The following is a 24,771-nucleotide window of genomic DNA, read 5'->3' on the forward strand; positions in this document are numbered from 1 at the left end:
CCTGCGGTGATAAAATGAACCGGGTTCGTTTTATCAAAGTTGTGCGATGGTGGCCCGCGCGGTGGCATCGGCCGACTCGCGCGAGGTCACAACGACATCAGCCCAGCTTCGATAGCGCGGCATGCGATCTTCGGCGAGCTTCTGAACCCCGTCGCGCTGCGAGACCGGCCGTCCCTTGCTCGACAGCTCCCCAAGGGGTCGGTCGAGCATCACGATCCGGCTGTTCTGGTGAAGGAGGGGATAGTTCTCATCCCGCGTTACCACGCCCCCGCCGCATGAGAGCACGATGCCGCCGCGTTTGGCAACCTCGCCCAAGAGGGCAGTCTCCTCGCGTCGGAATGCGGCCTCGCCGCGCTCGGTGATAAACGAGGAACAGCTGCAACCAAGGCGCTCTTCAAGGGCCCAATCAAGATCGATGTGCTCACGCCCAAGCCTCTGGGCGATACGCTGGCCAACGCGGGTTTTACCTGCCCCCGGCATGCCGATGAGGGCGATGTTCTGCATCTCGCATGCGAGCTCGTTTGTCACAGCGGCGATGCGTTCGGCGGAGTAATCCTCGCCTGTGAAATCATGGAGCGAGCCCGCGGCTTGCGCCACGAGCATGAGGAGCCCGCCGGCCGCCGGGATGCCTCGGCGCTCAGCCTCCATCATAAGCCCGGTGCGCGCAGGGTTGTACACGATGTCAACGACAGCCTCCAGGTGGGGGAGTGCATCAAGCGTGCAGGGTGCCCCAGGGCAAGACGGGTACATTCCGGCAGGTGTAGCGTTCACGGCAAGTGCAGCGTCAGCAAAGCGCGGAAGATCATCGTAGGTCACCTCTCCGGTGCGTCCCACGGCAATCGGCTCCATGCCTAAATCTGCAAGAACCGCCATGCAGGTCGTACCGGCGCCGCCGCGCCCGCCGAAAACGAGCGCGCGCTTGCCGGCAAGCTCGAGCCGGAGCGACTCAACCAACGTTTTGAAGCCGAAGTAATCGGTATTGTCGCCGCGAAGGCGTCCGTCGGAAAGCCGGACGATGGTGTTCGCGTTGCCTAAGCGCCGGGCAGATTCGGACAGTTCATCAAGAAACGGCATGACCGTTCGCTTGTAGGGGATCGTGACGTTAAGGCCTTGCCATGTGTCATCACGCAAGAACTGCTCGACCTCGCCAGGCTCCCGCTCGAAGCGCTCGTAGGAGGCTATACCGGCAAGGAGATCGTAAATGCGCGGAGAGTAGGTGTGCCCGAGGGTGCGGCCAAGCAGGCCGTAGCGAGGCGTATCCTCGCAACCATGCGTCATCACAGCACCTCCGTGTAGCTGCCGAAGTACTTGACGCTTTCGCACACGTCATCGAGGCTGTCGAGGAGCGTATCGAGGGGCTCGGTGCCCGCAGGGCTCTCGATATCGAAGTAGAACATGAACTCGAAATCGCGGCCGGGGATGGGGCGGCTTTCAAGTTTAACAAGATTGATATCGAGGGCGTAGAAGCGCTCGAGCACGCGGTACAGAGATCCTGGCTCGTGCTTCATCGTGAGCATGAGCGAAGTGCGCGTGGCGCCAGGGAAGATTTGCGGCTCTGCCGAGACGACGATGAAGCGCGTGTAGTTGTTGTCGGAGTCCTGCACGTTCGATTCGAGCACATCGAGGCCGTAGAGGGCGGCGCAATCGCGCGATGAGAGGGCCGCGATATCGTTTCGAGGGGAGCGGGAGACGAACTCGGCTGCCTGCGCGGTATTCTTGAGCTCATGGGCGGTTACACCGAGCTTTTCTAGATAGTCGCTGCATTGCGCGATAGCCTGTTCATGCGAGTAGACCTCGTGTATATTCTCCCGTTGCACGCCGGGGCGCGCGAGCAAGTTGTGATCGATCTTGAGACGAAGGCTCCTCACGATGGAAAACGAATATTCGGCGAGAAGGTCGTAGACGGCATTCACCGAGCCTGCCGTGGAATTCTCGATAGGAAGCACGCCAAAGTCGCAGAGGCCTTCGTGCACCGCGCGGAATACGCCTTCAAAGGTGTTGAGGAACGTGATGCCGGGCACGCGGAAGAGCTTGCACGCGGCGATCTGGCTATAGGCGCCCTCGACGCCCTGGCATGCTACGCTCGCCGTGGCAGGGAAGGGCTCGCTCACCGGCTTGAGGCTTGCGTGCGCCCGCGCGGATCGGCTTTCGCCGGTACCGCGCGCGATGATGCGCTGCTGCTCAGCCTTGTTCATGCTCATGAGGAGCGAGAAGAGCGCAACAGCTTGCGGTTGGAGGCGCTCGGGCGAGCGGCGTGCCACGTCCAGCAGCTTCTCTCGCTCCCGTGCGGGGTCGAAGACTGCTTTGCCTGAGCCGATCTTTGACTCGGCAACCTCGGCGGCGAGCTCCATCCTCTGGCAGAAGAGGTCAAGCAGCTTGTGGTCGACTTCGTCGATCCGATTGCGCACATCTGCTAGGTCCATGATCGTCCCTTCGGTCCAGAAAACGGCTAAAGAGCTCTGTTGCCCAGAGATTCGAGGATAAGGTCGAGGAGCGCGAGCGCGCAGACGGCTTCGGCTATGGGCACGGCTCTTGGTACGATGCAGGGGTCGTGCCTCCCTCGAACGACAAGGTCGGCATCGCACCCCGCATCGAGGTCGACGCTTTGTTGTTTCCTCCCGATGGACGGCGTGGGCTTCACGGCCATCTGCCAGACAATGGGCATGCCGGTTGAGATGCCGCCCAAGATGCCCCCGGCGTTGTTAGTCCGCGGCGCCACGTTGCCGTGGTCCATACGGTAGGGGTCGTTGTTCTGGCTTCCACGTAAATAGGCAGCGGAGAAGCCGGCCCCGAAATCCACGCCCTTGACTGCGGGTATGCCGAATGCTACGCGGGCGATTCGGTTCTCGATGCCATCGAACATGGGATCGCCGAGCCCTGCGGGCACGCCATATGCCACGCACTCGATAACGCCGCCAACGCTATCGAGGTCGTTGCGCGCATCAAGGATGCATTCCCTCATGGCCTTTGCTGCACCCTCGTCTATGCAGGGAAAATCATGGGAACTCAGACGTGAGAGCTGGTCCTCATCAAGCTCCATATGATTGAGCGGGGTATCGGGTATGCCCTGAGGGCCCAGGTTGGCGATGTGAGCCGCGATTCGGATTCCTCGCTGCGCGAGAGCTTGGAGCGCGATGCCGCCGGCGATACAGAGCGGTGCGGTGAGTCTTCCTGAGAAATGGCCGCCTCCCGCCACGTCGTTGAACCCGTCGTAGCGGATACGCGCGGGGTAATCCGCATGCCCCGGCCTGGGCACGCGGCGCAGCTCGTCGTAATCCTGCGAGCGCGTGTTCTCGTTCTCGATAATCGCCGCAATGGGGGATCCGGTCGTATGACCGTCGACGACGCCGCATAGAATGCGCGCCCGGTCCGTTTCCCGGCGCGTCGTCGCCGTGGCATCGCGACCGGGGGCGCGCCGGTCCAGGAAGTTCTGGAGCTCGTCAAGATCGAGCGGAACGCCCGCGGGCATGCCGTCAATCGAGCAACCGATGGCCGGTGCATGCGACTCCCCGAAAATGCTCACCCTGAGCGCGGTACCCAACATCGACGACATTCGATCACTCCTCGCTCAACGCCACCGAGCCGCCAAGAGCCCGATAATGCTCGAAGAACAGCGGATACGACTTGTTCACGGCCTCTGCTCCGTGAATCTCGACCGGCCCGCTCGAACGCGTCGCTGCGACGGCGGCCATCATGGCGATGCGATGGTCGTTATGAGCGCACACCACCCCGCCGGAAAGTTCATCGACACCTTCGATGACAAGGTCGTCGTCTACAATCCTGACCCGCGCCCCGAGGTTGCACAGCTCTTTCGTGGTCGTTTGAAGGCGATCGGATTCCTTGATGCGCAAGCGCGAACAATCGCGAATCACCGTCGTTCCCTTTGCTACCGAAGCTACGGCCGAAAGGACGGGTACCAGATCCGGCACATCGCGCGCGCTGAGCGTGAAGCCATGGAGGGTGCCAGGTTGCACCGTCGCTGCGCCCGTCGACCGGCGGATGCGCGCCCCAAAGCACGAGAGGGCAGCCAGGACATTGCGGTCCCCTTGGGCCGAGGAAAGCGAGAGGCCACTGACGGTGATGCATTCTGTGCCCATCGCACCGGCGCATAGCCAAAAAGCGGCATTGGACCAATCGCCCTCGACGGAAACGCTACCGGGGGTGCGGTAGGGGCTTCCGTCGAGCAGGTAGCGCGTGCGCGGTTGTCCGTCGAGCGCCGCTCCCGTCTCAACGCGAACGGATACCCCGAAGGTTTCAAGCGCCTGAAGCGTGAGGGCGATGTAGGGCTTGCTTTCGATGGTCCCCGTGACCTCGATGACACTCGGCTGACCAAGAATCGGAAGCGCAAGAAGCAGGCCCGATATGTACTGGGAGCTTACGTTGCCGGGAAGCTTGAACGTTCCCGCGCGCAGACGCCCCTTCGTGGTGAGCGGAAGGCTGCCAAGGCCCTGAAGGTCGCATCCTGCTGCGATAAGCTCCTCGGCGAGAGGGGAGAGAGGTCGCTCTCCCAGCCTCCCGGCACCGGTGAAGGTTACGTCTGCGCCAAGTGCGCAGGCAACGGGAAGCATGAATCGAAGCGTGGAGCCAGATTCACCACAATCAAGCGTAGCCCCAGCCAGTGCGCGCAGGATTCCGTGCTCTTGGCTCTTGGGTATGGGGTGGACGCGCAATCCCTGCTCCGCTCGCTCCACCTTTGCGCCAAGCGCTTCAAGGCAGCGGATCGTTGCCTCGATATCGGCGCAGGAGGTGTTGAAGGTCACATCGGTCACGCCGTTGGCGAGCGCGGCGGCGATGATGAGGCGGTGCGCGACGGATTTCGAGGCAATGGCGGGTACGGTGCCGGCAAGATGTGCCGGAGCGATGCGAGCGATCATCGAGAGGCTTCCCCTCCAATACTGTCGTTGTCTGCGGGTGCTTCATCTGGTACGGCGGGCGCGTTCGCTGCGGATGAGAGTCCGTCATAGAGGAAGTCCCTGAATTCCTGCAGGTCCATCGTCTCGATTGAACAAGAGCCGATCTCGTGGGGGAGGACGACATCGATGGAGTAGCCTTGCCGCTTTTTATCGTGGAGGGCTTCGGAAAAGATCTGCTCTGCGTCCCATCGGCACGAGGTGGCGAGCCCATGACGGCGAACGAGGTCCTCGATGCGCTGAGGCACGGTCTCGTCACATACCCCACGCACAGCTGCCGCCCGCGCGATGATGCCCATGCCCAATGCGACGCAGTTCCCATGTCCTAGCTGGTACGCTTCGAGCGCTTCGATAGCATGGCCCGCGCTATGGCCGAAGTTGAGGAGCTTCCTCAAGCCCGATTCGCGCTCATCCGCTACGACCACATCGCGCTTGATCTCGATGTTGCGTGCGATAATCGCGGCAACAAGGCCGAGATTCTGCGTAAGGAGCTCTTGGGTGAGCGGCGTCTGCTCCAGTTGGCAGAAGAGCGCGGCATCGCAGATTACACCGTGCTTGATAATCTCCCCGCAGCCGTCGGAAAGCTGTTCAGCTGTGAGGGTGCCGAGGCAACCCACGTCGGCGATGACGATGCTCGGCTGCCAGAAGGCGCCTGCTAGGTTCTTGCCCGCCGCAAGGTCGATGGCGGTCTTTCCGCCCACCGAGGAATCGACCATGGCCAGAAGGCTCGTGGGAATCTGGGCGAACCGTATGCCGCGCATGTAGGTCGCTGCGGCGAAGCCGGCTACATCTCCGACCACGCCTCCGCCAAGGGCCACGACCACATCTTTGCGGCCGAGTTCATTTTCTGCAATGAACTCAAGGATTTCGATAAGCGCGTCTGCCCGCTTGTGCTCTTCCCCCGCTTCGAACATGTGGACACACGTAGTGTAGCCGGCCTCGGCGAGGCTCTTGGTCACGATATGCGCGTAGAGCGGTCCCACGTTCGTGTCGGTGATGACGGCGGCGCGCGACCCCTTGCATGCGTCACGAATGAGCTCGCCGGACTGCTCGAGGAGCATCGTGCCGATATGCACGCGATACGGCGATGAGCAGTTGATATCGATCGTATACATAGGAAAGCTCCAATCGAGGTGGCCGATGGCTTCGGCGTGGGCCATGCCCGTGTACCCTGGGCGCGGTGCCAGATAGATGCGCGTGGACGTTAGGCGCCTGACGCCTCGTCATCGAGCGCGCGCTTGATGCGGTCACCTTCAGCGAGCAGCATGCGCAGCCGGTCGCGGTCACCTGCATCGAGGGCGAGGCGGTATGCGTCGAGCGCTTCGATGAGCGAAGCAATCTCTTGGGATAGGTTCTTCGCATCGTCCATCATGAGTTCGGCCCACATGCCGGGGTTCAGGTGCGCCACGCGCGTGAGGTCGCGATAGCTTCCCGCTGAAAACCCGTGGTGCGCGCGGGCGGTGGGGCTCTTCACGTAGGCGTTCGAGACCACGTGTGCAAGCTGGCTCGTGAACGCGATGACGCGATCGTGCTCCTCAGGGCTCGTGACGCTAAAGCTACCGAACCCTACGGGGGCCAGGAGGGTGTGGACGCGATCGAGCAAGGTGAGGCGGCGGGCGTCATCGGTTTCGGGTGGAACGAGGACCATGGGCGCGCCGCGGAAAAGGTCGGCGCGCGCATGCGCGAAGCCGGAGAACTGCGTACCGGCCATGGGGTGCGTGCCCACGAACGCGAAGCCGTTCACGCGGGCAAGCTCGAAAGCACGGGCGCAGACGGCCTCCTTCACGCCTGCGGTATCGATGACGATGGGGCCGCGTGAGGTATCTGGGTCCGAGATGCGCCCGAGCTTTTCGGCATGCTCTTCGAGCCATTCGATGCACGCTTCCGGGTAGGCAGCGAGGATGATGAGGTCGCAGGAGGGGATGGACGCATCATCGAGCGGAGCCTCAACCGTCTCGATCATGGAAGCGTCCATCGTGTCTCGGTCGGTGTCGAGGGCATAGACCGTGGCTCCAAGCGAGCGGTACGCACGGGCGAAGCTTCCACCGATAAGGCCCAGGCCTACGATGCCCACGCGCATACTGCGGCAAGCCTCATTCCGGGGTGCGTCCGCAGCGGTTATTCCCTGTTCCCGTTCCACCTGCTCCTCCTGCTGTTCTGCCATGGCCTATGCGCCCGCTTCCGGGGTGATCGCCTCACGGATGATCTGGATGCGGCGCATGACGTCGTCGAACATGTCGGGCGTGAGGGCCTGCGCGCCGTCGGACCACGCGTGGCTCGGGTCGTCGTGGACCTCGATCTCGAGGCCGTCCGCGCCCGCGGCGGTGGCGGCGAGCGCCATGGGCTCCACGTAGCGGGTGTAACCGGTCGCGTGGCTCGGGTCAGCCACGACGGGCAGGTGCGAGAGGTAGTGGAGCACGGGCACCGCGTTCAAGTCGAAGGTGTTGCGCGTGCGCGTCTCGAACGTGCGGATGCCGCGCTCACAGAGGATCACGTTGTCGTTGCCCTCGCTCATGATGTACTCGGCTGCCATGAGGAGCTCGTCGATGGTGCCGGACATGCCGCGCTTCAAGAGGATCGGCGTCTGAGTCTTGCCAACCTCCTTGAGCAGCGGGAAGTTCTGGGCATTCCGCGCGCCGATCTGCATGACGTCGATCTTCTTGTCGAGGAAGATCTGGACGTCACGTGGGTCCATGATTTCGGTAACGATAGGCATGCCGAGCTCGGCGCGCGCCTCGCAGAGGAGGTCGAGGCCTTCTACCCCCATGCCTTGGTAGGCGTACGGGCTCGTACGCGGCTTGTAGGCTCCGCCTCGAAGCATCGTTGCCCCTGCGGCCTTCACGCGTCGGGCGATGCGGATGAGGTTCTCGCCCTCCACCGAGCAGGGGCCGGCGATTACCTGGAAGTTTCCGCCGCCGATCTTTACGCCAAAGCCGCAGTCCACTACGGTGTCGGTGGGATGGAACTTGCGATTTGCCTTCTTGAAGGGCTCGGAGACGCGCTGCACGCGCTCCACGATGTCCATGCTCTCGAGCAAGAAGGGGTCGATCTTGGTGGTATCGCCCACGAGGCCGATGATGAGCTCATCGGTTCCTTGGCTCACATGAGCCTCCAGGCCCTTCTTTTCAATCCAACTGACGAGGTGGCTCACAGCGCTCTCGTCGGCATTCTTCTTGAGGATGGCAATCATGTCGTCTCCTGGCTTTGCCGTGGTTGCGCCAGCTTTGGCGCGGGATAAGTCGTCATATTGTATACCAAGGCGAACGTATGGGCGGGCAGGGTGCGGAGCGGCATCATCTCGTTACAGATGCTGCTGGCGAGGTGCTCCTTTGGGATTTTTTGCAGAGCTGTCAACCCGTCCTTCGCGCAGGGGCGGGGGCGGCCCTCTGGTCATAAAAGGTGTACACGAGCGTCATAATTCTTGCGTTTTTACCTATTTTGTGACGCTCATGTACACCTTTTGCTGCGATGCATCTTTGCTGCGGTGCGCCTTTCACGGCGCGCTCATCGTGCTCGCGTGTTCTTTGGTTACCCCTGCAGCCGATTCAAAGTTGCCCGCGCGCTGCGTTTGGGTATAATGCATGGTGCTTCGTCCCTTTAGCTCAGTGGATTAGAGTGTCTGCCTCCGGAGCAGAAGGCCGCAGGTTCGAATCCTGTAAGGGACACCAGATTGGTCAACCCGGGTTGCTTCACGCGGCTCGGGTTTTTCTTTACAAGAGCCTGGGGTGCCCTCACAGCGGTTCGCAGTAACCAGGTATCTGAGGATTTTCGCCGTGGGGATGCGATGGTTGTGCCTGATGCTGTGTTTGTCCGTGCTTTGCACCGGGCATACAATGGCACGTTAGAATTAAGAGCTTACCGCGCTCGCGTATGGGCGCGATACATGTGCTGAACGTGTTGTGGGGAGATGCCATGGCTCAAGAAGCCGAAGAGAGAGCAGCTGGAGCCATGGGCTCGCCGGAGGATGTGCCCCTTTCCGGCCTTACCGCCTCCGAGGTGGCCGAACGCATCGAGCAAGGCCGCGTTAACGTCAATATGGAGCTCAAGACCAAATCGGTTCGAGAGCTCATTGCCGACAACCTTTTCACGCTCTTCAATCTCATCAACCTCGTTCTCGCGATCCTTGTGATCATCGCAGGGTCGTTCAAAAACCTCACCTTCCTCGCCATCGTCTTTCTCAACACAGGCATCGGCGTCGTGCAGTCGCTGCGTTCCAAGCGCATGGTGGACAAGCTCACGCTCCTTGCCACCAAGAAGGCGCGTGTCATTCGCGATGGCCGCGAGGTAGAGCTCGATCTCGACCAGATCGTGATCGACGACCTCGTCAAGCTTGGGCGGGGTGACCAGATTCCCGCCGACGCCATCGTGGTTGATGGTGAGGCGCAGGTGAACGAGAGCTTGCTCACCGGAGAGAGCGACCTCATCAAAAAGACGCCGGGCGACGAGCTCATGAGCGGCAGCTTTCTTGATTCGGGCCTCGTGTTCGCGCGGGTTATCCATGTGGGCGCCGAGAACTACGTGGCCAAGATCAATAATGAGGCCAAGTATGTCAAGAAGGTCAACTCCGAGATTCTGAACACCCTGAACGTTATCGTGCGGTTTGCGAGCGTCATCATGCTGCCGCTCGGCATCGCACTCTTCATCTCGAGTCTTTCGGAAAGCTATGTGGAGGCCGGCGCGCCGGGAACGGGCCTGTGGGGCTGGTTCACCGGAGAGCTTGCGCAAGGGCACGTGCCCTCGGACGAGATCCTTTCTGTCACGGGCGCGCTTCTCGGCATGATCCCGCAGGGGCTCGTGCTTCTCACCTCGTCGGTGCTTGCCATCGCAACTATTCGCCTTGCCCGTAAGAATGTGCTTGCCCAGCAGCTCTACTGCATCGAAACGCTTGCCCGCGTGGATGTGCTCTGCCTCGACAAGACGGGAACCATTACCTCGGGGCGCATGACGGTCGAGGGCACGTATCCGCTGCCCGTTGAGGGGTCCGTTGCCCGGGACGCCGCGGAGCTCCTGTCACGGGACGTGTCGGTGCTCGATTTCGCCCTAGCGAACGTGGCGCGCGCGACCTCTGCCGATGCCAACGAGACCTGCAAGGCGCTGCTCGATTTCTATGCCGAGAGCCAGGTGCCCGTAAGGAGGCCCGAGCGCGTGGTTCCGTTCTCGTCGGCGAAGAAGTGGAGCGGAGCCTCCTTCGCGGAGGGCGCGTTTGTTATGGGCGCGGCGCAGTTCGTGCTTGCGCCTGCGGAGTTCGCTGAAGTTGAGATGCGCGTCGCAGAGCTGGCGAGCACCTGCCGCGTGCTCGTGGTGGCGCATGTGGACGGTTTTACCGAAGACGGGGAGATGGTGGGCACCGCGCGCCCCGTGGGCTTTGTGACCATTCGGGATGAAATCCGTACTTCAGCGGCTGAGACCATCGGATACTTCTGCGAGCAGGGCGTAGAGCTCAATGTCATCTCGGGCGACGACCCACGGACCGTCTCGAGCATCGCACAGGTCGTCGGGGTTCCCGGCGCGGATGCCTATGTGGATGCCACCACGCTCGATACTCCCGCGAAGATTGATGCCGCGGTAGATCGCTACCATGTGTTCGGCCGCGTGACGCCTCAGCAGAAGCGCGAGCTCGTACAGGCTCTCAAGCGGCGTGGCCACACCGTCGCCATGACGGGTGACGGCGTAAACGACGTGCTCGCTCTTAAAGAGGCCGACTGCTCCGTGGCGATGGCCGCGGGCTCAGATGCAGCCCGCAACGTCGCCGAGATCGTGCTCGTGGACAATGATTTCGCGAGCATGCCCGCCGTGGTCGCCGAGGGCCGCCGTGCAATCAACAACCTCCAGCGCTCTGCTGCGCTTTTTCTCACCAAGACGCTCTTCTCCATGGGGCTCGCGGCAATCTGCATCGCATTCCCCCCATACCCGTTCCAGCCAATCCAGATGACGCTCATCAACTTCTTCTGCATCGGCTATCCCGGCTTCGTGCTCGGTCTCGAGGCGAACAAGGCGCGCGTTGAGGGGAGCTTCCTCGTAAACGTTATCAAGCGCGCGCTTCCCGCATCGATTTCCGTTGTCGTGGCCGCCTGCCTGTGCATGATGGGAGCCGCCTTTGCCGGGCTCGATAATCGGACGCTTTCCACCATGTGTCTCGTCACGACGAGCGTCATTGGCTGCTGCCTCATCTTCCGCATCTCCCAGCCGTTTACGCTCCTCCGGCGCCTTCTCTTCGCGTCGATCGTTTCCGGTCTGGTGATCGGCGTGGTGGCGTTCCCCGACTTCTTCTCCATCGCCCGGCTCTCGCTTGGCCTCGTCGTCTATCTCGTGATCATTGCCTTGGCCTGCAGCCTTCTATTCATGAAGCTCGCTGGTGCCATGGACGCTCAGGCTCCTAAAACCACCAGGCTCGCGACGGGCTTTGGCCGCGGCGTCAGAGTCACGCGCCGGCGCAGGGGAGTGCCGCAGGTGACTTCGACCGGTTCAACCGCTCGCCGAGTGATCACGCGCGCCTACGCATCCATGACGCGCCATCAAGAGCACCGCGCGCTCGAACGGGCGGAGTCGCATGCCGAGGAGGCGTTGGACGATTCGAGTTCGCCCCGTTCGGCCGCGCCGGAACCTTCAGACTCACGCGAGATGTATCGTGCATCTGAATACGCGCACGAAAGCGCTCGCCCGCGTGGTGTGAAGGGCGCGAGGAGCTCCTCGGGTGTTTCTGTAACAAAATCGGCTTCGGGCATTCGCGTGAAGATGCCCGCGCGCAGACGCGGTAGGATGGGAGACGGCCATACCCCTACCTCCTGATGGGAGCAGCATGACAAGCTCGCAAGAACCGCGCTTCGCGGAAAAGGCCCTCCTCGTCGACGGGACTGAGTACCGCTATTTCGATGTTTCCGAGGTGCCGGGAAGCGAAGCGCTGCCCGTGAGTCTGAAGATCCTTCTCGAGAACGTCTTGCGCTGTGCGCGGACGCCCGATGAAGCGCGCGTGTTCGCCAGCCGCATCGTCGAAGCTGGCCGGGATGGCCGCTCGGGCGAGGAGATCGAATTCATGCCGGGGCGCGTGCTCTTCCAGGACTTCACCGGCGTGCCCGTTTTCGTTGACTTCGCCGCGATGCGCGATGCAGCCTCCGGCCGCGGCGCGGACCCCACGCTCGTCAACCCCCAAATTCCCTGTGTCCTTGTCGTTGACCATTCGGTTACCGCCGATGTCGTGTCCTGCAGCGAGGCTGCGCGTGAGAACGCTCGCATCGAGGCGGAGCGCAACGCAGAGCGCTTCTCATTCCTCAAGTGGAGCGCCGAGAGCTTTCAGAACGTCTCGATCGTGCCCCCGGGGCGCGGCATCTGCCACCAGCTCAACATCGAGCGTTTCTGCACGGTAGCCATGAGCGGCGCCGCTCCCGACGGTAGCTTGTGCGCTTATTTCGATACGCTCGTTGGCACGGACTCGCATACGCCCACGGCCAACGGCATGGGTGTGCTCGGTTGGGGCGTGGGCGGCATCGAAGCCGAGGCCGCGGCGCTGGGCCAGCCCATCACCATGATGGTGCCCGCCGTCGTTGGGCTTCGCCTCACCGGCGAGCTTCGAGCGGGTGTGAGCGCCATGGACGCTGCGCTTTCGTTTGCCGAGCTGCTGCGCTCGCGTGGTGTGGTGGGCAAGATCGTGGAATGCTTCGGGCCCGGCGTTGCCTCGCTTACCGCTACGCAGCGCGCGACGATCGCCAACATGACTCCCGAGTACGGCTGCACCGCCACCTTCTTCCCGCCTGATGCCGTCACGCTTGACCAGCTCGACACCTTTGGCCGCACTAAGACAGAGCGCTCGCTGGCCCGAGCATATCTGGAAGCCCAGAACCTGCTCGCCGATACAGAAACCCCGGTCTTCTCGGAGATCGTCGACTTCGATCTGGGTTCGGTCGAACCGTCGCTCGCCGGGCCCTCTAGGCCCCATGATCGGCTCGGCGTGGCCGGACTTCAGGCCCGCTTCAGGGCATCGCTGGCGGAGCACGGCCGGCATGCGGGAGACCGCTTCGAGGTGTCATTCGGCGGGAAGACGCATGCTTTGGGCCATGGCGCCATCGGAATCGCTGCGGTCACCAGCTGCACGACGGCGACCGACCCCGATATGATGCTCGCCTGCGGCCTTGTTGCACGCCGTGCGGTAGAACTTGGCTGCAAGCCGGTTCCCTGGGTGAAAAAGGTGCTCGCCCCGGGTTCGCATGCGACGACCGAGCTCTTGGCACGCGCAGGCCTCCTTGAACCGTTGGATGAGCTTGGGTTTACAACGTGCGGCTGGGGCTGCATGAGCTGCATCGGCAATTCTGGGTCCCTCTTCGACCCCATGCATCGCATTGCGGGCGAGTGCGAGCTGGTGAGCGTGCTTTCCGGCAATCGGAACTTCGAGGGCCGCATCTCGCCGGACATCGTTCAGAACTATCTCTGCGCGCCCGCTCTCGTTGTCGCCCTTTCGCTCGCGGGTACGGTCGACATCGACCTTGAGCGCGAGCCTCTGTGCTCCGGGACGCAGGGACCCGTCATGCTTGCCGATCTCATGCCTGATGCGAGTGAGGTTGAGCAACTTCGACGCTCGCTCGTGAGCCAAAGCTTGTTCCAGGGTTCCGATGACGATCTATTCCGTGGGGATGAGTCGTGGAGTGCGCTCGATGCGTCGCGTGGAGAGACCTTCTCGTGGGATGATGCCTCTACCTACGTTCGCCGGCCCACGTTTTTGGACGACGCGTTGCGCTCTGACTCGATTGCTATCGAGGACGCCCGTTGCCTGGCCCTTCTCGGCGATTTCATCACCACCGATCATATCTCTCCTGCGGGAGCCATCGACCCCTCGTCGTCTGCGGCGTCCTATCTCCGCGCGCACGGCGTCGATGATGCCGACTTTAACACCTACGGCGCCCGCCGCGGTAACCATGAAGTCATGATGCGGGGCACCTTCGCGAACATCCGTCTCAAGAACAAGCTCGTAGAGCGTACGGGAGGTTGGACCGTCGACCCGGTGACGGGCGAAGAGGCGACGATCTTCGATGCCTCCGAGTCTGCGCGCCGTGCTCACCATCCGCTTGTTGTTATCGCGGGCAAGATGTACGGATCGGGCTCATCGCGCGACTGGGCTGCGAAGGGTCCGGCGCTTCTCGGCGTTCGCGCCATCATCGCCGAGAGCTTCGAGCGCATTCACCGGTCGAACCTTATCGGCATGGGCATCCTTCCGCTTGAGTTCATGCCGGGCGAGGGGGCAGAGACGCTTGGGCTCACCGGTCTCGAGACCTACTCCAGCGGGGCCGTCTCGCTTGCGCAGGGGCTGCCTGAACCCATGACCACAAGCGTGCGCGCCCGCGCCGAGGACGGTACCATTACCGAGTTTTCCGTGCGCGTGCGCGTGGACACGCCCACCGAGGGCGCATATCTTGCAAGCGGTGGTATCCTACCGTATGTCCTCGACGGTCTCGTGTCTCGCCGCGCGACCGCCCATTCATCCTAAAACGCACCCTGTAACGCACTACCCACAAGGAGGACGAATTCCCGGTGATTTGCCCGCACTGCCTCAAGACGATTGACGACGGCGCGACCGTTTGCCCCCATTGCCATGCCGAGGTGACTTCCGACGCTGCCCGGCCGCGGCTTGTGTTCTGCGACGGGTGCGGCGCCCGGCTTTCCCCCCATGACCGCACGTGCCCAAAATGCGGTCGTCCGGCGCCGGGCATTCTCTCCACGGCTGCATCGGCGTCCGATCTTGCAGCCGGAAAAACCGCAAGCTTTCCGCGCCTCACTCAGGCGGCGATCGAGGCCGAGCTTCCGCATGCTGAGCCGGTCACTGCGAGAAGCGTGCTCAATGATTCCCTCGACCCTTGTGCGACCAATGTGCTCGATCGAAACCAGCTTGACGCCCACCTCGGCGCCAAGGGCCGCTCGAACGATGCGGATCCCTACCACAAGCGCAAGCGCCCCATTAAGGCGATCGTGCTTTCGCTCCTGTGCATCGCGCTTGTAGGCGGTGGCGCTGCCTTCGTGGCGCTCGACCCTTTGGGTGTGATGCCAGCGGTCTATGCGTGGGTTCAGCAGTCTGCGAGCGATATGTTTCCGAGCCGCGCGGGCATGGGCGGATCATCGAGCACCGAAGACCAGCAAGCCGAAGATGCCGAAGGCGATTCCTCGGACGATGCGCAGACGGAGCCGCTCCAGGACGAGGCCCTCTCCGATGCCGCTGCCTTCGAGCGCCTGAGCGCGGCCTACGATGCCATCGTTGCGATCAATGGGGGAGAGCGGTTCGCCGACGCCATCGATTCGTTCAACGCCTCGTACCTCTCGTCGAGCCTTTCTGCTCGCCAGCAGGCCTCGACCGGTGCCTACGATTTGCGTGAAGAGCTTCAAACCATCATGGACGACCTTGACAGCATGCAGCTTGCCGAAGGCTCTGCCTATGAGGAAGACCGCGCTAACGTCCGTCAGCTCGCCGCATGGATGTATGAACGGATCGATGCCATCTGCGCCTCTTGGGACGTCTCGCTCAGTTATCCAGATGGCGAGCGCATGTCCCAGCATCAAGACGAGATTTTGAAGCCCATGCGCGCGGCGGGAAACACGGCGCGCGATAACTACTATGCCCATGTATCGGAGTGGGAGCCCGAGGAGAAGTAACCTCGCGCGCGATCAAGGCTGGTGAGTATCTCGGTCCCGGCCGCGGTTCAATGAGCTTTCAAAGCATTCAACCCGCTCCGGCGGCTACTTTGTCAAAAGGATGAAGTGCGCAGGTTCTTGCTAGAATATTCTCGATTATGACGATACTGCGGAAGGAATGAGATGTTTGGATTCGCTCAGCCTGAGCTGCATACTCCTGAATACGACGTTATGGGCGATGAGGTAGCCGTATTCGAGACGTCGAAGGGCACCGTCCGCGTCCGCCTCGATGGCGAAGGCGCTCCCATACACGTAGGCAACTTCTGCGAGCTCGCCACGATGGGGTTCTACGACGGGTTGAAGTTCCATCGTTACGTTCCTGGATTCGTTATCCAGGGCGGGGATCCCAACACGCGCGACATGTCCGGCGAGGATGTTGCGGCGGGAAAGCCCGGGCCCGACGGAATGCCTGGCACCGGCGGTCCCGGCTGGCGCATCAAGGCCGAATTTGCATCCAATCCCCGCAACAGCCATGTTGACGGTGCGCTCGCCATGGCGCGCTCCCAGCATCCTGATTCCGCTGGGTCGCAGTTCTACTTCTGCCTTGGCCCGCAGCATAATCTTGATTCCGGCTACACCGTGTTCGGCACCACGATCGAAGGGCTCGATGTTATCGGCCAGCTGCGCGCGGGGGACGAGATTCGCCACATCGAGATCGTCCACGAAGCCGTCTAGTCCGCCGCATCATCGAAGGAGAATCCCGTGAACGCAGAATTGCTCGAGCGTGCCCGCGCCGCTTATCGCGCAGGCGATTTTTCCACTGCTGCACAGATGTTTTCCGCCTGCAAGGAGAACTCAGAGGTTGCTGGCGAGGTCGACCACCTTCGCGGTAACTCCCTTATGAAGCTCGGCTTGGCCCGCGAGGCTGCATCTGCCTATGCGCTCGCCCTGAACGACGCTGCTTATGGCAAGCGCGGCGCGCTTCTTACGAATGAGGGCAAGGCACTTTCTGCCATCGGCGATAACGAGGGCGCCGTCCGGTGCTTCACCGAGGCGCTCCAGGACAGCACCTATGCCACCCCGTACAAAGCGCAGCTCGGCCTTGGCCGGGCGCTCCTTGCTTTGGACCGCGTTGCCGAGGCGGGCACGGCGTTTCGCCAGGCGGCGATCGACGGCGCGAACCCTGCGCCCGCGTCTGCCCTTGCCCAGCTTGGTGACTGCTTCGTGAAGCTCGGACGTCCGGGAGACGCCATCGAATCGTTCCGCACGGCGCTCGATTTTGCCGGCCCTCGTGACGACGCGCGTTCGATCAACGCAGGGCTCGGATGCGCCTATGCCGCCTCTAACCGGCCCACCGAGGCGCTCGAGGCGTTCCGTCAGGCCACGGCCGATGGGCTTTATCAGCTCACGCCCGAGCAGGAGGAAGCGCGCGGCCGCGCACAGGATGCGCTCGACGCTGCCTCTGCCCGCAATGCGATGGCACCTGCAGGTGCTTCCGGGCTCGATAACACGATCGACCCGCTCGATCCCCTCGGTAAGTCCGGTGCGCTCATGCCCGACCCCTCCGACACCGGCTTCTTCAAGATGACCGAGGCCGAGATGATCCAAGAGGACAAGCGCCAGATGAAGATTCGCCGTAAGCACCGTCATACGGGGCTCAAGGTCTTCATCGTCTTCCTCGTGCTGCTCGTTATCGCTGCTGGCGGCCTTGCCTTCGCCTATACGCGCGGGCTCGGCTTCCCCTCGCAGCAGGATGCCCTGAACGGTCTCTTCGACGCTGCCGCTAACGAGGGCGATACGAACGCCTATCTCGCCTCAGGCCTCTCTGATGCGGCTAAGGCGTCGATCGTCTCCTCGATCCCCGATGGCGCGACCGCTACGATCACCAACATGGACCAGTCTATGACTGAGTCGACGGCTCTTGTTACGGTCGAGCTTCCTTTGGGCGGCACCCCTCAGTACGATGTGACCTTCGTGCGCAGCGACAACCATATTGGTTGGGTGGTGAGCTCCTTCGATCTCCATTACGACGAAGATACCGCTGCTTCCGATTCGGCCTCTTCGTCTGATACCACTGCCGAGACCGATGCCGCATCGAGCTCCAAGGTAGATACCGCGCAGGGTTCGGCTTCCGATGGATCGAGCGCCGCTGCGGAGTAAGCATCGCGCTCTTGTGGTGTTTGACGAGATACGTCTGCCGCCATCATCGGTTGGTTGATGAGTGGGCTACACTTTGACCAGATTCGCGCGTGCGCGCCGTTCGAGCAATGTGATAAGGGGAAACGTTGTTTTCTTTGATGGATATGCTGTTTGGCCAGTATGCAGGCGACCTCGCCATCGACTTGGGCACCGCCAACACGCTGGTCTCCGTTCGCGGGAAGGGCATCGTGATACGCGAGCCCTCCGTCGTTGCGATCGATAAGAATGATGACCGCATCCTCGCGGTCGGCATCGAGGCGAAGCGCATGCTCGGCCGCACGCCGGGCAATATCGTGGCAGTGCGCCCGCTCAAAGACGGCGTCATCGCAGACTTCGATGTCACCGAGGCCATGCTTCGCTACTTTATCGACAAGGCTTCCGATAAGCGCTACCCCTGGACTCCGCGTCCGCGCGTGGTGGTGTGCGTGCCGTCGGGCGTTACCTCGGTCGAGAAGCGCGCGGTCTTCGAGGCTACCATGTCGGCAGGGGCACGCCAGGCTTATCTCATCGAGGAGCCGATGGCCGCGGCCATCGGTGCCGACCTTCCTGTTGAGGAGCCTACGGGCTCGATGGTCATCGATATCGGTGGCGGTACGACCGAGGTCGCTGTCATCGCTATGGGCGGCATCGTCGTCTCGCAGTCTATTCGCGTTGCCGGCGATGAGTTCGACCAAGCGATTCTCTCTCACGTGCGCGATGCCTACAACCTCGCGATCGGCGAGCGCACCGCCGAGGACATCAAGATCAAGGTCGGTTCCGCCGTGCCGCTCAAAGACGAGCTCGACGTTGAGGTGAACGGCCGCGATGTGATCACCGGCTTGCCCAAGACGGTTCGCATCGAGAGCGAGGAGATTCGCCGCGCGCTGCAGAAGCCGCTCGAGGAGATGGTCAAGGCCGTGAAAGATGCGCTCGACGCCACCCCGCCCGACCTCGCCTCGGACCTCATGTACTATGGCATCCTGCTCACAGGCGGCGGCGCGCTCCTGCGCGGCCTCGACGTGCTTCTCCGCGATGAGACGGGCGTCTCGGTCAACGTGAGCCCCACGGCGCTCGATAACGTGGTCAATGGCTGCGCGCGCGTCCTCGAAGCCAATGCCTTCGATGGCGGGTTCGTCCAGAGCAACGCCTAAGGGGGAACATCGTTCGTGCCGCGCTCGCAGGGGTTTTCCACCAGCCTGAACAATCGCAGACAATCGACGGGGCTGCGCCCCGTCATTGTTCTGTGCGTCATATCGATCCTGCTCCTCACGTTTTACATCCGTGAAGGGGAATCCGGCCCCATCCATGGGGTACGCTCCGTGGTGACCACGATCACGAGCCCGGTGCGCTACGCCGGCTCGGTTGTCGCTTCCCCCTTCAACGCACTCGGCAACGTCTTCTCGAACCTCACCGCCTCCCAGGAGACGCTCTCCGATCTCAAAGCGCAAAACGAGGAACTCACTGCTCAGGTTGCCGAGCTTTCGGAGGCCCAGGAGACCGCCTCGCGGCTTGAGAGCCTCCTCGGGCTGCAGTCAACGTACAATCTCGAATCCACGGCCGCTCGCATCATCGGCGAATCGAGCGATGCATGGTCGCGTACGGTGACCATCGATAAGGGTTCCGCCGATGGTTTTGCCATCAATATGCCCGTTTGCAATTCTGCGGGCGTTATCGGCCAGATTATCGAGGTTTCCGCCAATACCTCTACCGTTCGTCTTATCACCGACGAGAATTCCGGCGTCTCGGCCATGGTTCAGAGCACGCGGGCGCAGGGCATCTTGCAGGGCCAGCCCGACGGCACCCTCCGCTTGGAATACGTCACCACCGATGCTGATGTGCAAGAGGGCGACATCATCGTCACCTCGGGCATCGGCGGGGTCTATCCCAAGGGCCTCCCGCTCGGCACCGTCTCTACGGTGGTTCGCGAGGAGAATGCTACCTACTACACCATCACCGTCACGCCCGCCTCATCGGATACGGAGAACAACGAAGAGGTTCTCGTGATCACCTCGCTCACCTCTGATCAGCAGGCGAGCGATGAAGAGGTGGCGCAGGCCAACGATGCGCCGCAGGGTACGTCGCGCACATCTGGCTCAGGCTCCTCTGGATCTTCTGAATCCACAGACAACTCTGGCTCCAGCAGCGGTGGCGATGGAGACGGTTCCGGCTCCTCTTCGGATGGGGAGTAGGTGAGCGCCATGGATTTTCGTGATTCGGGCCCGAGCCAGCGCACGCTCGTCATACTTGCAGTCGTCGCCTGCGTGATTCAGGTAGCGCTCTCGCCCCAGATTTCCATCTTTGGCGGGCGCTTCAACGCCATGCTGGTGCTTGCCGGCACCCTTGCGCTCACGGGAAACGCCCCCCGCGCGGTGTACGTCGGGTTCTTCGCGGGCCTGTTCTACGACCTTACCGCATCGGTGCCCGTAGGTCTCATGACGCTGCTGCTCACCATCGGGTCGTTTGCGCTTTCCCATGTCTCCAATGCAGGCACCACGGGATTCTCGGGCACGTCGATTCGTCTCTTCTTTGTGTTCTCGATTGTCGTGTGCCTCGCCAACGGCATCGGTCTTCTGCTCTTGGGGTACGAGGGTGATATTCTCGTCTCGCTCGGTGCCCACGGGCTCATGTCCGCGTTGCTGAGCTGTGCGCTCGCCGTACCCTTCCTCATGGTTGCTGGAAGCGGCAACCAAGGGCGTGGGGGCTTCACCGCTAAGGGGAAGGGCGGAACGCGCTTTAAATCGTCATCTTCGGGCAAGCGATTGCGAAACCTGCGCTAGGGGGTGTGAGGAATGGATGCCCAGCTTGTCGTTATCATAGCCGGCGCCGTCCTCGTCGCCGCCATCATCGGGTCGCTCCTTATCATGAGGGGCTACTCGGGCAAATTCACGTTCGATACCAAGAACGGCACCAAGCCGAAGGCCTCCGAGGGCGAGGGCAATACGCAGGGGCTTGCGTATAAGGGAAGGTTTACCCTGCTTGCCGTAGGCGTTGGCGCAATGTTCGCAACGCTCATCTCCAAGCTCTGGAGCATGCAGATGGTGAGCTCGGATTATTATGACCAGCTCGCTGTAAGCAATCGCACGAGAACCGTGACCACATCCGCCCCTCGCGGCCGCATCCTCGACCGCAACGGGGTTGAGCTCGTGCGCAATCGCGCGTCGCTCGCGGTGACCGCATATCGCGATCTTGCTGACGACCCCGTTCTCGTTCGCCACCTGGCAAATGTCTTGGGCATGCCCTATGTGGCCGTTCGCCGCAACATCCAGGACAATACCGAGGGTGCGCAGGCCCAGCATACGATCGCGACCGACGTGCGCCGCTCGACCGTTGCCTACATTCAAGAGCATGCTGGCGAGTTCGCGGGTGTCTACGTTGCCGATCGCACGGAGCGCGAGTACCCTTACGGCACCCTTGCCTGCCATGTGCTCGGATACACCGGCACCATCACCTCAGAGCAACTCCAGGAGCAGGAGAAGGCCGAGCAGACCGAGGGCAGCATCGAATACCGATCCGGCGACGTGGTGGGCCAGGCCGGCGTCGAGAGCCGCTACGAGCGCTTGCTCCAAGGCATTCGCGGTGAGCAGACGGTGACGATCGATGCCTCTGGCAACGTTACCGGACAGGTGGGGGAGGTACCCGCGCGCGCGGGTTCCGATATCCGTCTCACCATCGACGTGAATATTCAGAAGGCTTGCGAAGACGGTCTGGCGTACGCCATCGAGGTTGCGCATCGGGCGGGCTACGGCAACGCGCAATGCGGCGCCTGCGTGTGCCTCGACTGCACGAACGGCGAGATCCTTGGCCTGGCGAGCGCGCCCACCTTCGATCCTTCGGTATTCGTTGGCGGCGTCTCGTCTGACATCTGGTCGCAGCTCAATAGCGAGGAGTCGAAAAACCCGCTGCTCAACCGTGCGGTTGGCGGTCAGTACATGTCAGCCTCGACCATCAAGGCGTTCTCTGCGCTCGCCGGACTTGAGTATGGCATCTATTCGTCTTCCCGAACGACCAACTGCACTGGCTGGTGGACGGGCAACGGCGAAGCGTACGGCAAGTACTGCTGGAACCACAGCGGCCATGGCCCGTTGAACCTCAGAAACGGCATCGTGTATTCATGCGACCCGGTCTTTTACGACATCGGCCATGATTTCTACTACGACGAGGAGCATCCCGAGGGCCTGCAGGAGATGTTCCGTCGCTGGGGCCTTGGCTCCAAAACCGGTGTCGACCTGCCGAGCGAGGCGTCTGGTCGCGTGCCCGATGCTGAATGGAAGAACGAGTACTTCTCAAGTTATTCGGATGAGGATCGGGCTTGGAACCCGGGAGACATGACGAACATCGTTATCGGCCAGGGCGATATCTTGGTCACGCCGCTGCAGATGGCTACGGGGTATGGCGGCATCGCCATGAACGGCTTGGAATACACGCCGCACGTCTTCCTCTCTGCCGTCGCACGCGATGGCGAGGGCGATGCCTATCTCTACAACGAGTCTGGCACCAAGGAGCGCCTGACCGCCGAGGTGAACGATCAGAGCGAGCTCGATCTCGTGCACGACGCACTTGAAGGCGTCATCTATGAGGAGACCCCGAGTACGACGGCGCACTTCACCAATCTGCCGGTTCGCGTTGCCGGCAAGACCGGAACGGGCGAGAAGTCGGGTGAGGATCCCTACTCATGGTTCATCGTGTATGCTCCGGCCGACGACCCGAAATACGTTGTTGCAAGTTTGGTCGAACAGGGCGGGTACGGCGCAACGACCTCGCTGCACGCCGTGCGCCACGTTCTGGGCGTGATCTACGACTCGCCCGACGACGCTGCCGTCTCGTTCAGCGATACGACCCGCTAGGAAGGAGGAGCCATGCCTGCTGGATCTCATGCAGCCCCTCGCGGCAAAGACAGCCTGTCGCGCGTGAACAAGACGTTGAGCTCGGCAAGGAGCTCCTTCCGCTCCCAGGTCCATCTTGGTGTCCTCGTCGCGTGGGTCGGCCTTCTGCTCTTTGGCACCGTTGTCATCTGGACGGCGTCGCTCTCGATAGCGGATGCATCTTTTTCGCGCCATCTGCTCGGTATCGGCATCGGCGTCGTTCTCGCGTTTCTCACCTGGCGGTTCGTCGACTTCTCCAATCTCCAAAACCTCTCGACCGTACTTTTGGTCATCGATATCGTCTTGGTGTTCCTGCCCAACGTACCAGGCCTTCAGTACAGCGCCATGGGCATGACGGGCTGGATACGCATCCCGTTAATCAACCTTACCTTCCAGCCCGTCGAGCTCGTGAAAGTCGTGACGATCTTTTTCATGTCGGCGCTCGGGGCGCAGTACCATGGCAAGATCGACACGCTCCGTGATTACGTCAAGCTGTGCGGCATGCTCGCGATACCCTTCGCATGCGTCATCATTCAGGGCGACCTGGGAAGCGGCCTCGTCGTGTTCGTTTCGGGTGCCATCGTGATCATGATGAGCGGAGCGCGCAAGGAATGGGTTCTTATGACCCTCGCGCTCATCATCGGACTCGTCTCGCTCATGCTCGCGACCGATTCCATCATCGACGGCGTTCTGGGTGATAGCCGCTCATTTATCAAGAACTACCAGATGAACCGCCTACTTGTGTTCCTCGATCCCGAGGCCGATACCTCCGGCGCGGGGTACAATCTGCAGCAGTCCCTCATCGCCGTAGGCTCGGGCGGGTTTTTCGGAAAAGGAATAGGCAATGCGACGCAATCCACCTCGGGCTTCCTGCCTGAGGCGCATACCGACTTCGTGTTCGCTCTGCTCTGCGAGACATTCGGTTTTGCCGGCGCCTTCGTGCTCCTCGCTCTCTTCGCCCTGCTCATGTTCTCAACCATTCGCATCGCCATCAAATGCGAATCGCTCTTCTACCGCCTCGTGTGCGTTGGGTTCGTTGGTATGTGGCTATTCCAGATTTTTGAGAACATCGGCATGTGCATCGGGCTTATGCCCATCACGGGTATCCCGCTGCCATTCATCAGCTTCGGATCTTCGTCTATGATTGTCCAGTGCTTGATTATCGGCATCATCCAATCGATCTGGCGTCGCAGGGGCGCCCGATAAGCGGTTTGGGAAGGTATGGGACGTGCGATGAGGCTACCGATCGATGCGCTTGCCCAGGCGCTTAAGCTGGGTGCATCGGCAAAGAAGGATTCCGATACGCCGGTGCGCGTGGCGGTCTATGTTGACAGCTCCGCATCGCCGTTCGTCATTGAGACGGTGCGCGACGCGCTCGTTCCGCAGACGACGTCTGCTCTCGTACGTGTGGAGCGCTTGGGTGGGGCGCCGATCGAGGTTCGCGCCGACACCGACGTCGTACTTGTGCTTTCGTGCGGATCCGAGCGTCTTCAGCCCGCCGTGCAGGAGATGCTCGTGGCGGGTGCCCCGGTCGCCGTGGTTGCCGAATCGAGCATCGAGGTGCCGTTCATTACCGCCGATACCCCCATGCTCGGACTTATCGCGGCTACTGATGCGAGTTATCTGCTTGAGACGCTTGCTCGCTGGATCTTGGACCGCACCGAGAAGGACGTCGCCTTTGCAGCTAATTTCCCGTTCATGCGCATCGCTGCTGCGAACCGCATCATCACCTCTTGCGCGCTCACGAACATGGCTACCGGCGCGCTCTTCTTCATTCCGGGTGCGGATTTTCCGGTGATGACGATTGCTGAGATCGGCATGGTGCTTAAGCTCGCAGCTGTCTTCGGCTATAAGCTTGAACCGGAACGCGGTTACGAGGTCGCCGCTGTTGTGGGCTCCGGCCTTCTGCTTCGCTTGGCTGCTAAGGGCCTTTGCCGCCTTACCCCCAGGCTTTCCTTCGTCGTCAAGGCGCTTGTGGCTGCTGGAGGAACCTATGCCATGGGGCGGGCACTCGCAAGCGCGTATGAGCGCGGGATCGACTACGCTCCCGTGAACGCCCGCGTGTCTCGTGTGGTCTCGTTCGCTCGCAGCGTGACGGCATCGGGTTCCGCAGACCCCACCGGAGTGCAGGAGGCGGCGGTTAACCGCAGCGCTCGCTAACCTTTGCCCCCGTTTGCCTTCATCCGTGGCCTTGTATGGTCCATGCCTCT

18 protein-coding genes and 1 tRNA gene are annotated in these 24,771 nt (G+C 61.9%); 12 read left to right on the forward strand and 7 right to left on the reverse strand.

All coding sequences use genetic code 11. The features are described from left to right. Window positions 1-33 precede the first annotated feature (33 nt). Genes GJE22_RS06260 through aroF form a run of 7 tightly spaced genes read right to left on the reverse strand, consistent with a single transcriptional unit; the run spans window position 34 to window position 8,100 of the window. Window positions 34-1,278 carry a shikimate kinase gene (locus GJE22_RS06260; protein WP_144688478.1) on the reverse strand — a complete coding sequence of 415 codons (1,245 nt, stop codon included), beginning with the start codon at window positions 1,276-1,278 and terminating at the stop codon, window positions 34-36. After that, complete coding sequence (gene pheA, locus GJE22_RS06265) at window positions 1,278-2,423, reverse strand: prephenate dehydratase (RefSeq protein WP_144688426.1); 1,146 nt, start codon at window positions 2,421-2,423, stop codon at window positions 1,278-1,280. Before pheA ends, GJE22_RS06260 begins: the two co-directional genes overlap by 1 nt. A 26-nt stretch (window positions 2,424-2,449) precedes the next feature. After that, on the reverse strand, window positions 2,450-3,553 hold the full coding sequence (gene aroC, locus GJE22_RS06270) for a chorismate synthase (RefSeq protein WP_144688427.1): 1,104 nt from the start codon (window positions 3,551-3,553) through the stop codon (window positions 2,450-2,452). Between the two features lie 4 nt (window positions 3,554-3,557). Beyond that, on the reverse strand, window positions 3,558-4,874 hold the full coding sequence (gene aroA, locus GJE22_RS06275) for a 3-phosphoshikimate 1-carboxyvinyltransferase (protein WP_144688428.1): 1,317 nt from the start codon (window positions 4,872-4,874) through the stop codon (window positions 3,558-3,560). Beyond that, window positions 4,871-6,070, reverse strand: a complete 1,200-nt coding sequence (aroB, locus tag GJE22_RS06280; RefSeq protein ID WP_235895833.1) for a 3-dehydroquinate synthase — start codon at window positions 6,068-6,070, stop codon at window positions 4,871-4,873. The genes aroA and aroB overlap by 4 nt, the downstream gene beginning before the upstream one ends. Window positions 6,071-6,114: 44 nt before the next feature. Further along, window positions 6,115-7,074 carry a prephenate dehydrogenase gene (locus tag GJE22_RS06285; RefSeq protein ID WP_144688429.1) on the reverse strand — a complete coding sequence of 320 codons (960 nt, stop codon included), beginning with the start codon at window positions 7,072-7,074 and terminating at the stop codon, window positions 6,115-6,117. A gap of 3 nt (window positions 7,075-7,077) precedes the next feature. Next, complete coding sequence (gene aroF / locus GJE22_RS06290; protein WP_144688430.1) at window positions 7,078-8,100, reverse strand: 3-deoxy-7-phosphoheptulonate synthase; 1,023 nt, start codon at window positions 8,098-8,100, stop codon at window positions 7,078-7,080. 401 nt (window positions 8,101-8,501) lie between these two features. Between aroF and GJE22_RS06295 the strand changes: the two genes are divergently transcribed. From GJE22_RS06295 to GJE22_RS06350, 12 genes are all read left to right on the forward strand, one after another. Next, window positions 8,502-8,578, forward strand: a tRNA-Arg gene (locus GJE22_RS06295). A gap of 244 nt (window positions 8,579-8,822) precedes the next feature. Then, a complete protein-coding gene (locus GJE22_RS06300) occupies window positions 8,823-11,699 on the forward strand; it encodes an HAD-IC family P-type ATPase (RefSeq protein WP_235895834.1) in 2,877 nt (958 codons plus the stop codon). A 10-nt stretch (window positions 11,700-11,709) separates the two neighbouring features. Then, a complete protein-coding gene (gene acnA, locus GJE22_RS06305) occupies window positions 11,710-14,385 on the forward strand; it encodes an aconitate hydratase AcnA (protein ID WP_144688431.1) in 2,676 nt (891 codons plus the stop codon). 44 nt (window positions 14,386-14,429) lie between these two features. Beyond that, on the forward strand, window positions 14,430-15,542 hold the full coding sequence (locus GJE22_RS06310; protein ID WP_144688432.1) for a zinc ribbon domain-containing protein: 1,113 nt from the start codon (window positions 14,430-14,432) through the stop codon (window positions 15,540-15,542). 162 nt (window positions 15,543-15,704) lie between these two features. After that, window positions 15,705-16,256: a peptidylprolyl isomerase gene (locus GJE22_RS06315; RefSeq protein ID WP_022349424.1), complete on the forward strand. Its 552-nt coding sequence runs from the start codon at window positions 15,705-15,707 to the stop codon at window positions 16,254-16,256. Between the two features lie 27 nt (window positions 16,257-16,283). Continuing rightward, window positions 16,284-17,681: a tetratricopeptide repeat protein gene (locus tag GJE22_RS06320; protein WP_144688433.1), complete on the forward strand. Its 1,398-nt coding sequence runs from the start codon at window positions 16,284-16,286 to the stop codon at window positions 17,679-17,681. 137 nt (window positions 17,682-17,818) lie between these two features. Beyond that, window positions 17,819-18,850: a rod shape-determining protein gene (mreB, locus tag GJE22_RS06325; RefSeq protein WP_019128371.1), complete on the forward strand. Its 1,032-nt coding sequence runs from the start codon at window positions 17,819-17,821 to the stop codon at window positions 18,848-18,850. Between the two features lie 15 nt (window positions 18,851-18,865). Further along, window positions 18,866-19,888 (forward strand): rod shape-determining protein MreC, encoded by a 1,023-nt coding sequence (gene mreC, locus GJE22_RS06330; RefSeq protein WP_328592322.1) that lies wholly within the window; start codon window positions 18,866-18,868, stop codon window positions 19,886-19,888. Window positions 19,889-19,897: 9 nt separating this feature from the next. Beyond that, window positions 19,898-20,476, forward strand: a complete 579-nt coding sequence (locus GJE22_RS06335; RefSeq protein WP_144688434.1) for a hypothetical protein — start codon at window positions 19,898-19,900, stop codon at window positions 20,474-20,476. A 12-nt stretch (window positions 20,477-20,488) separates the two neighbouring features. Beyond that, window positions 20,489-22,543, forward strand: coding sequence for a penicillin-binding protein 2 (gene mrdA / locus GJE22_RS06340; protein WP_144688435.1), 2,055 nt, complete (start codon window positions 20,489-20,491; stop codon window positions 22,541-22,543). Window positions 22,544-22,555: 12 nt separating this feature from the next. Continuing rightward, entirely contained in the window at window positions 22,556-23,767 is a 1,212-nt protein-coding gene (locus GJE22_RS06345; RefSeq protein WP_144688436.1) for an FtsW/RodA/SpoVE family cell cycle protein, read from the forward strand. A gap of 27 nt (window positions 23,768-23,794) precedes the next feature. After that, window positions 23,795-24,721 carry a YcjF family protein gene (locus GJE22_RS06350; protein WP_144688437.1) on the forward strand — a complete coding sequence of 309 codons (927 nt, stop codon included), beginning with the start codon at window positions 23,795-23,797 and terminating at the stop codon, window positions 24,719-24,721. Window positions 24,722-24,771 lie beyond the last annotated feature (50 nt).

The organism is Enorma shizhengliae, assembly GCF_009676995.1.
In the GTDB taxonomy this organism is placed as follows: Bacteria; Actinomycetota; Coriobacteriia; order Coriobacteriales; family Coriobacteriaceae; genus Enorma; species Enorma massiliensis.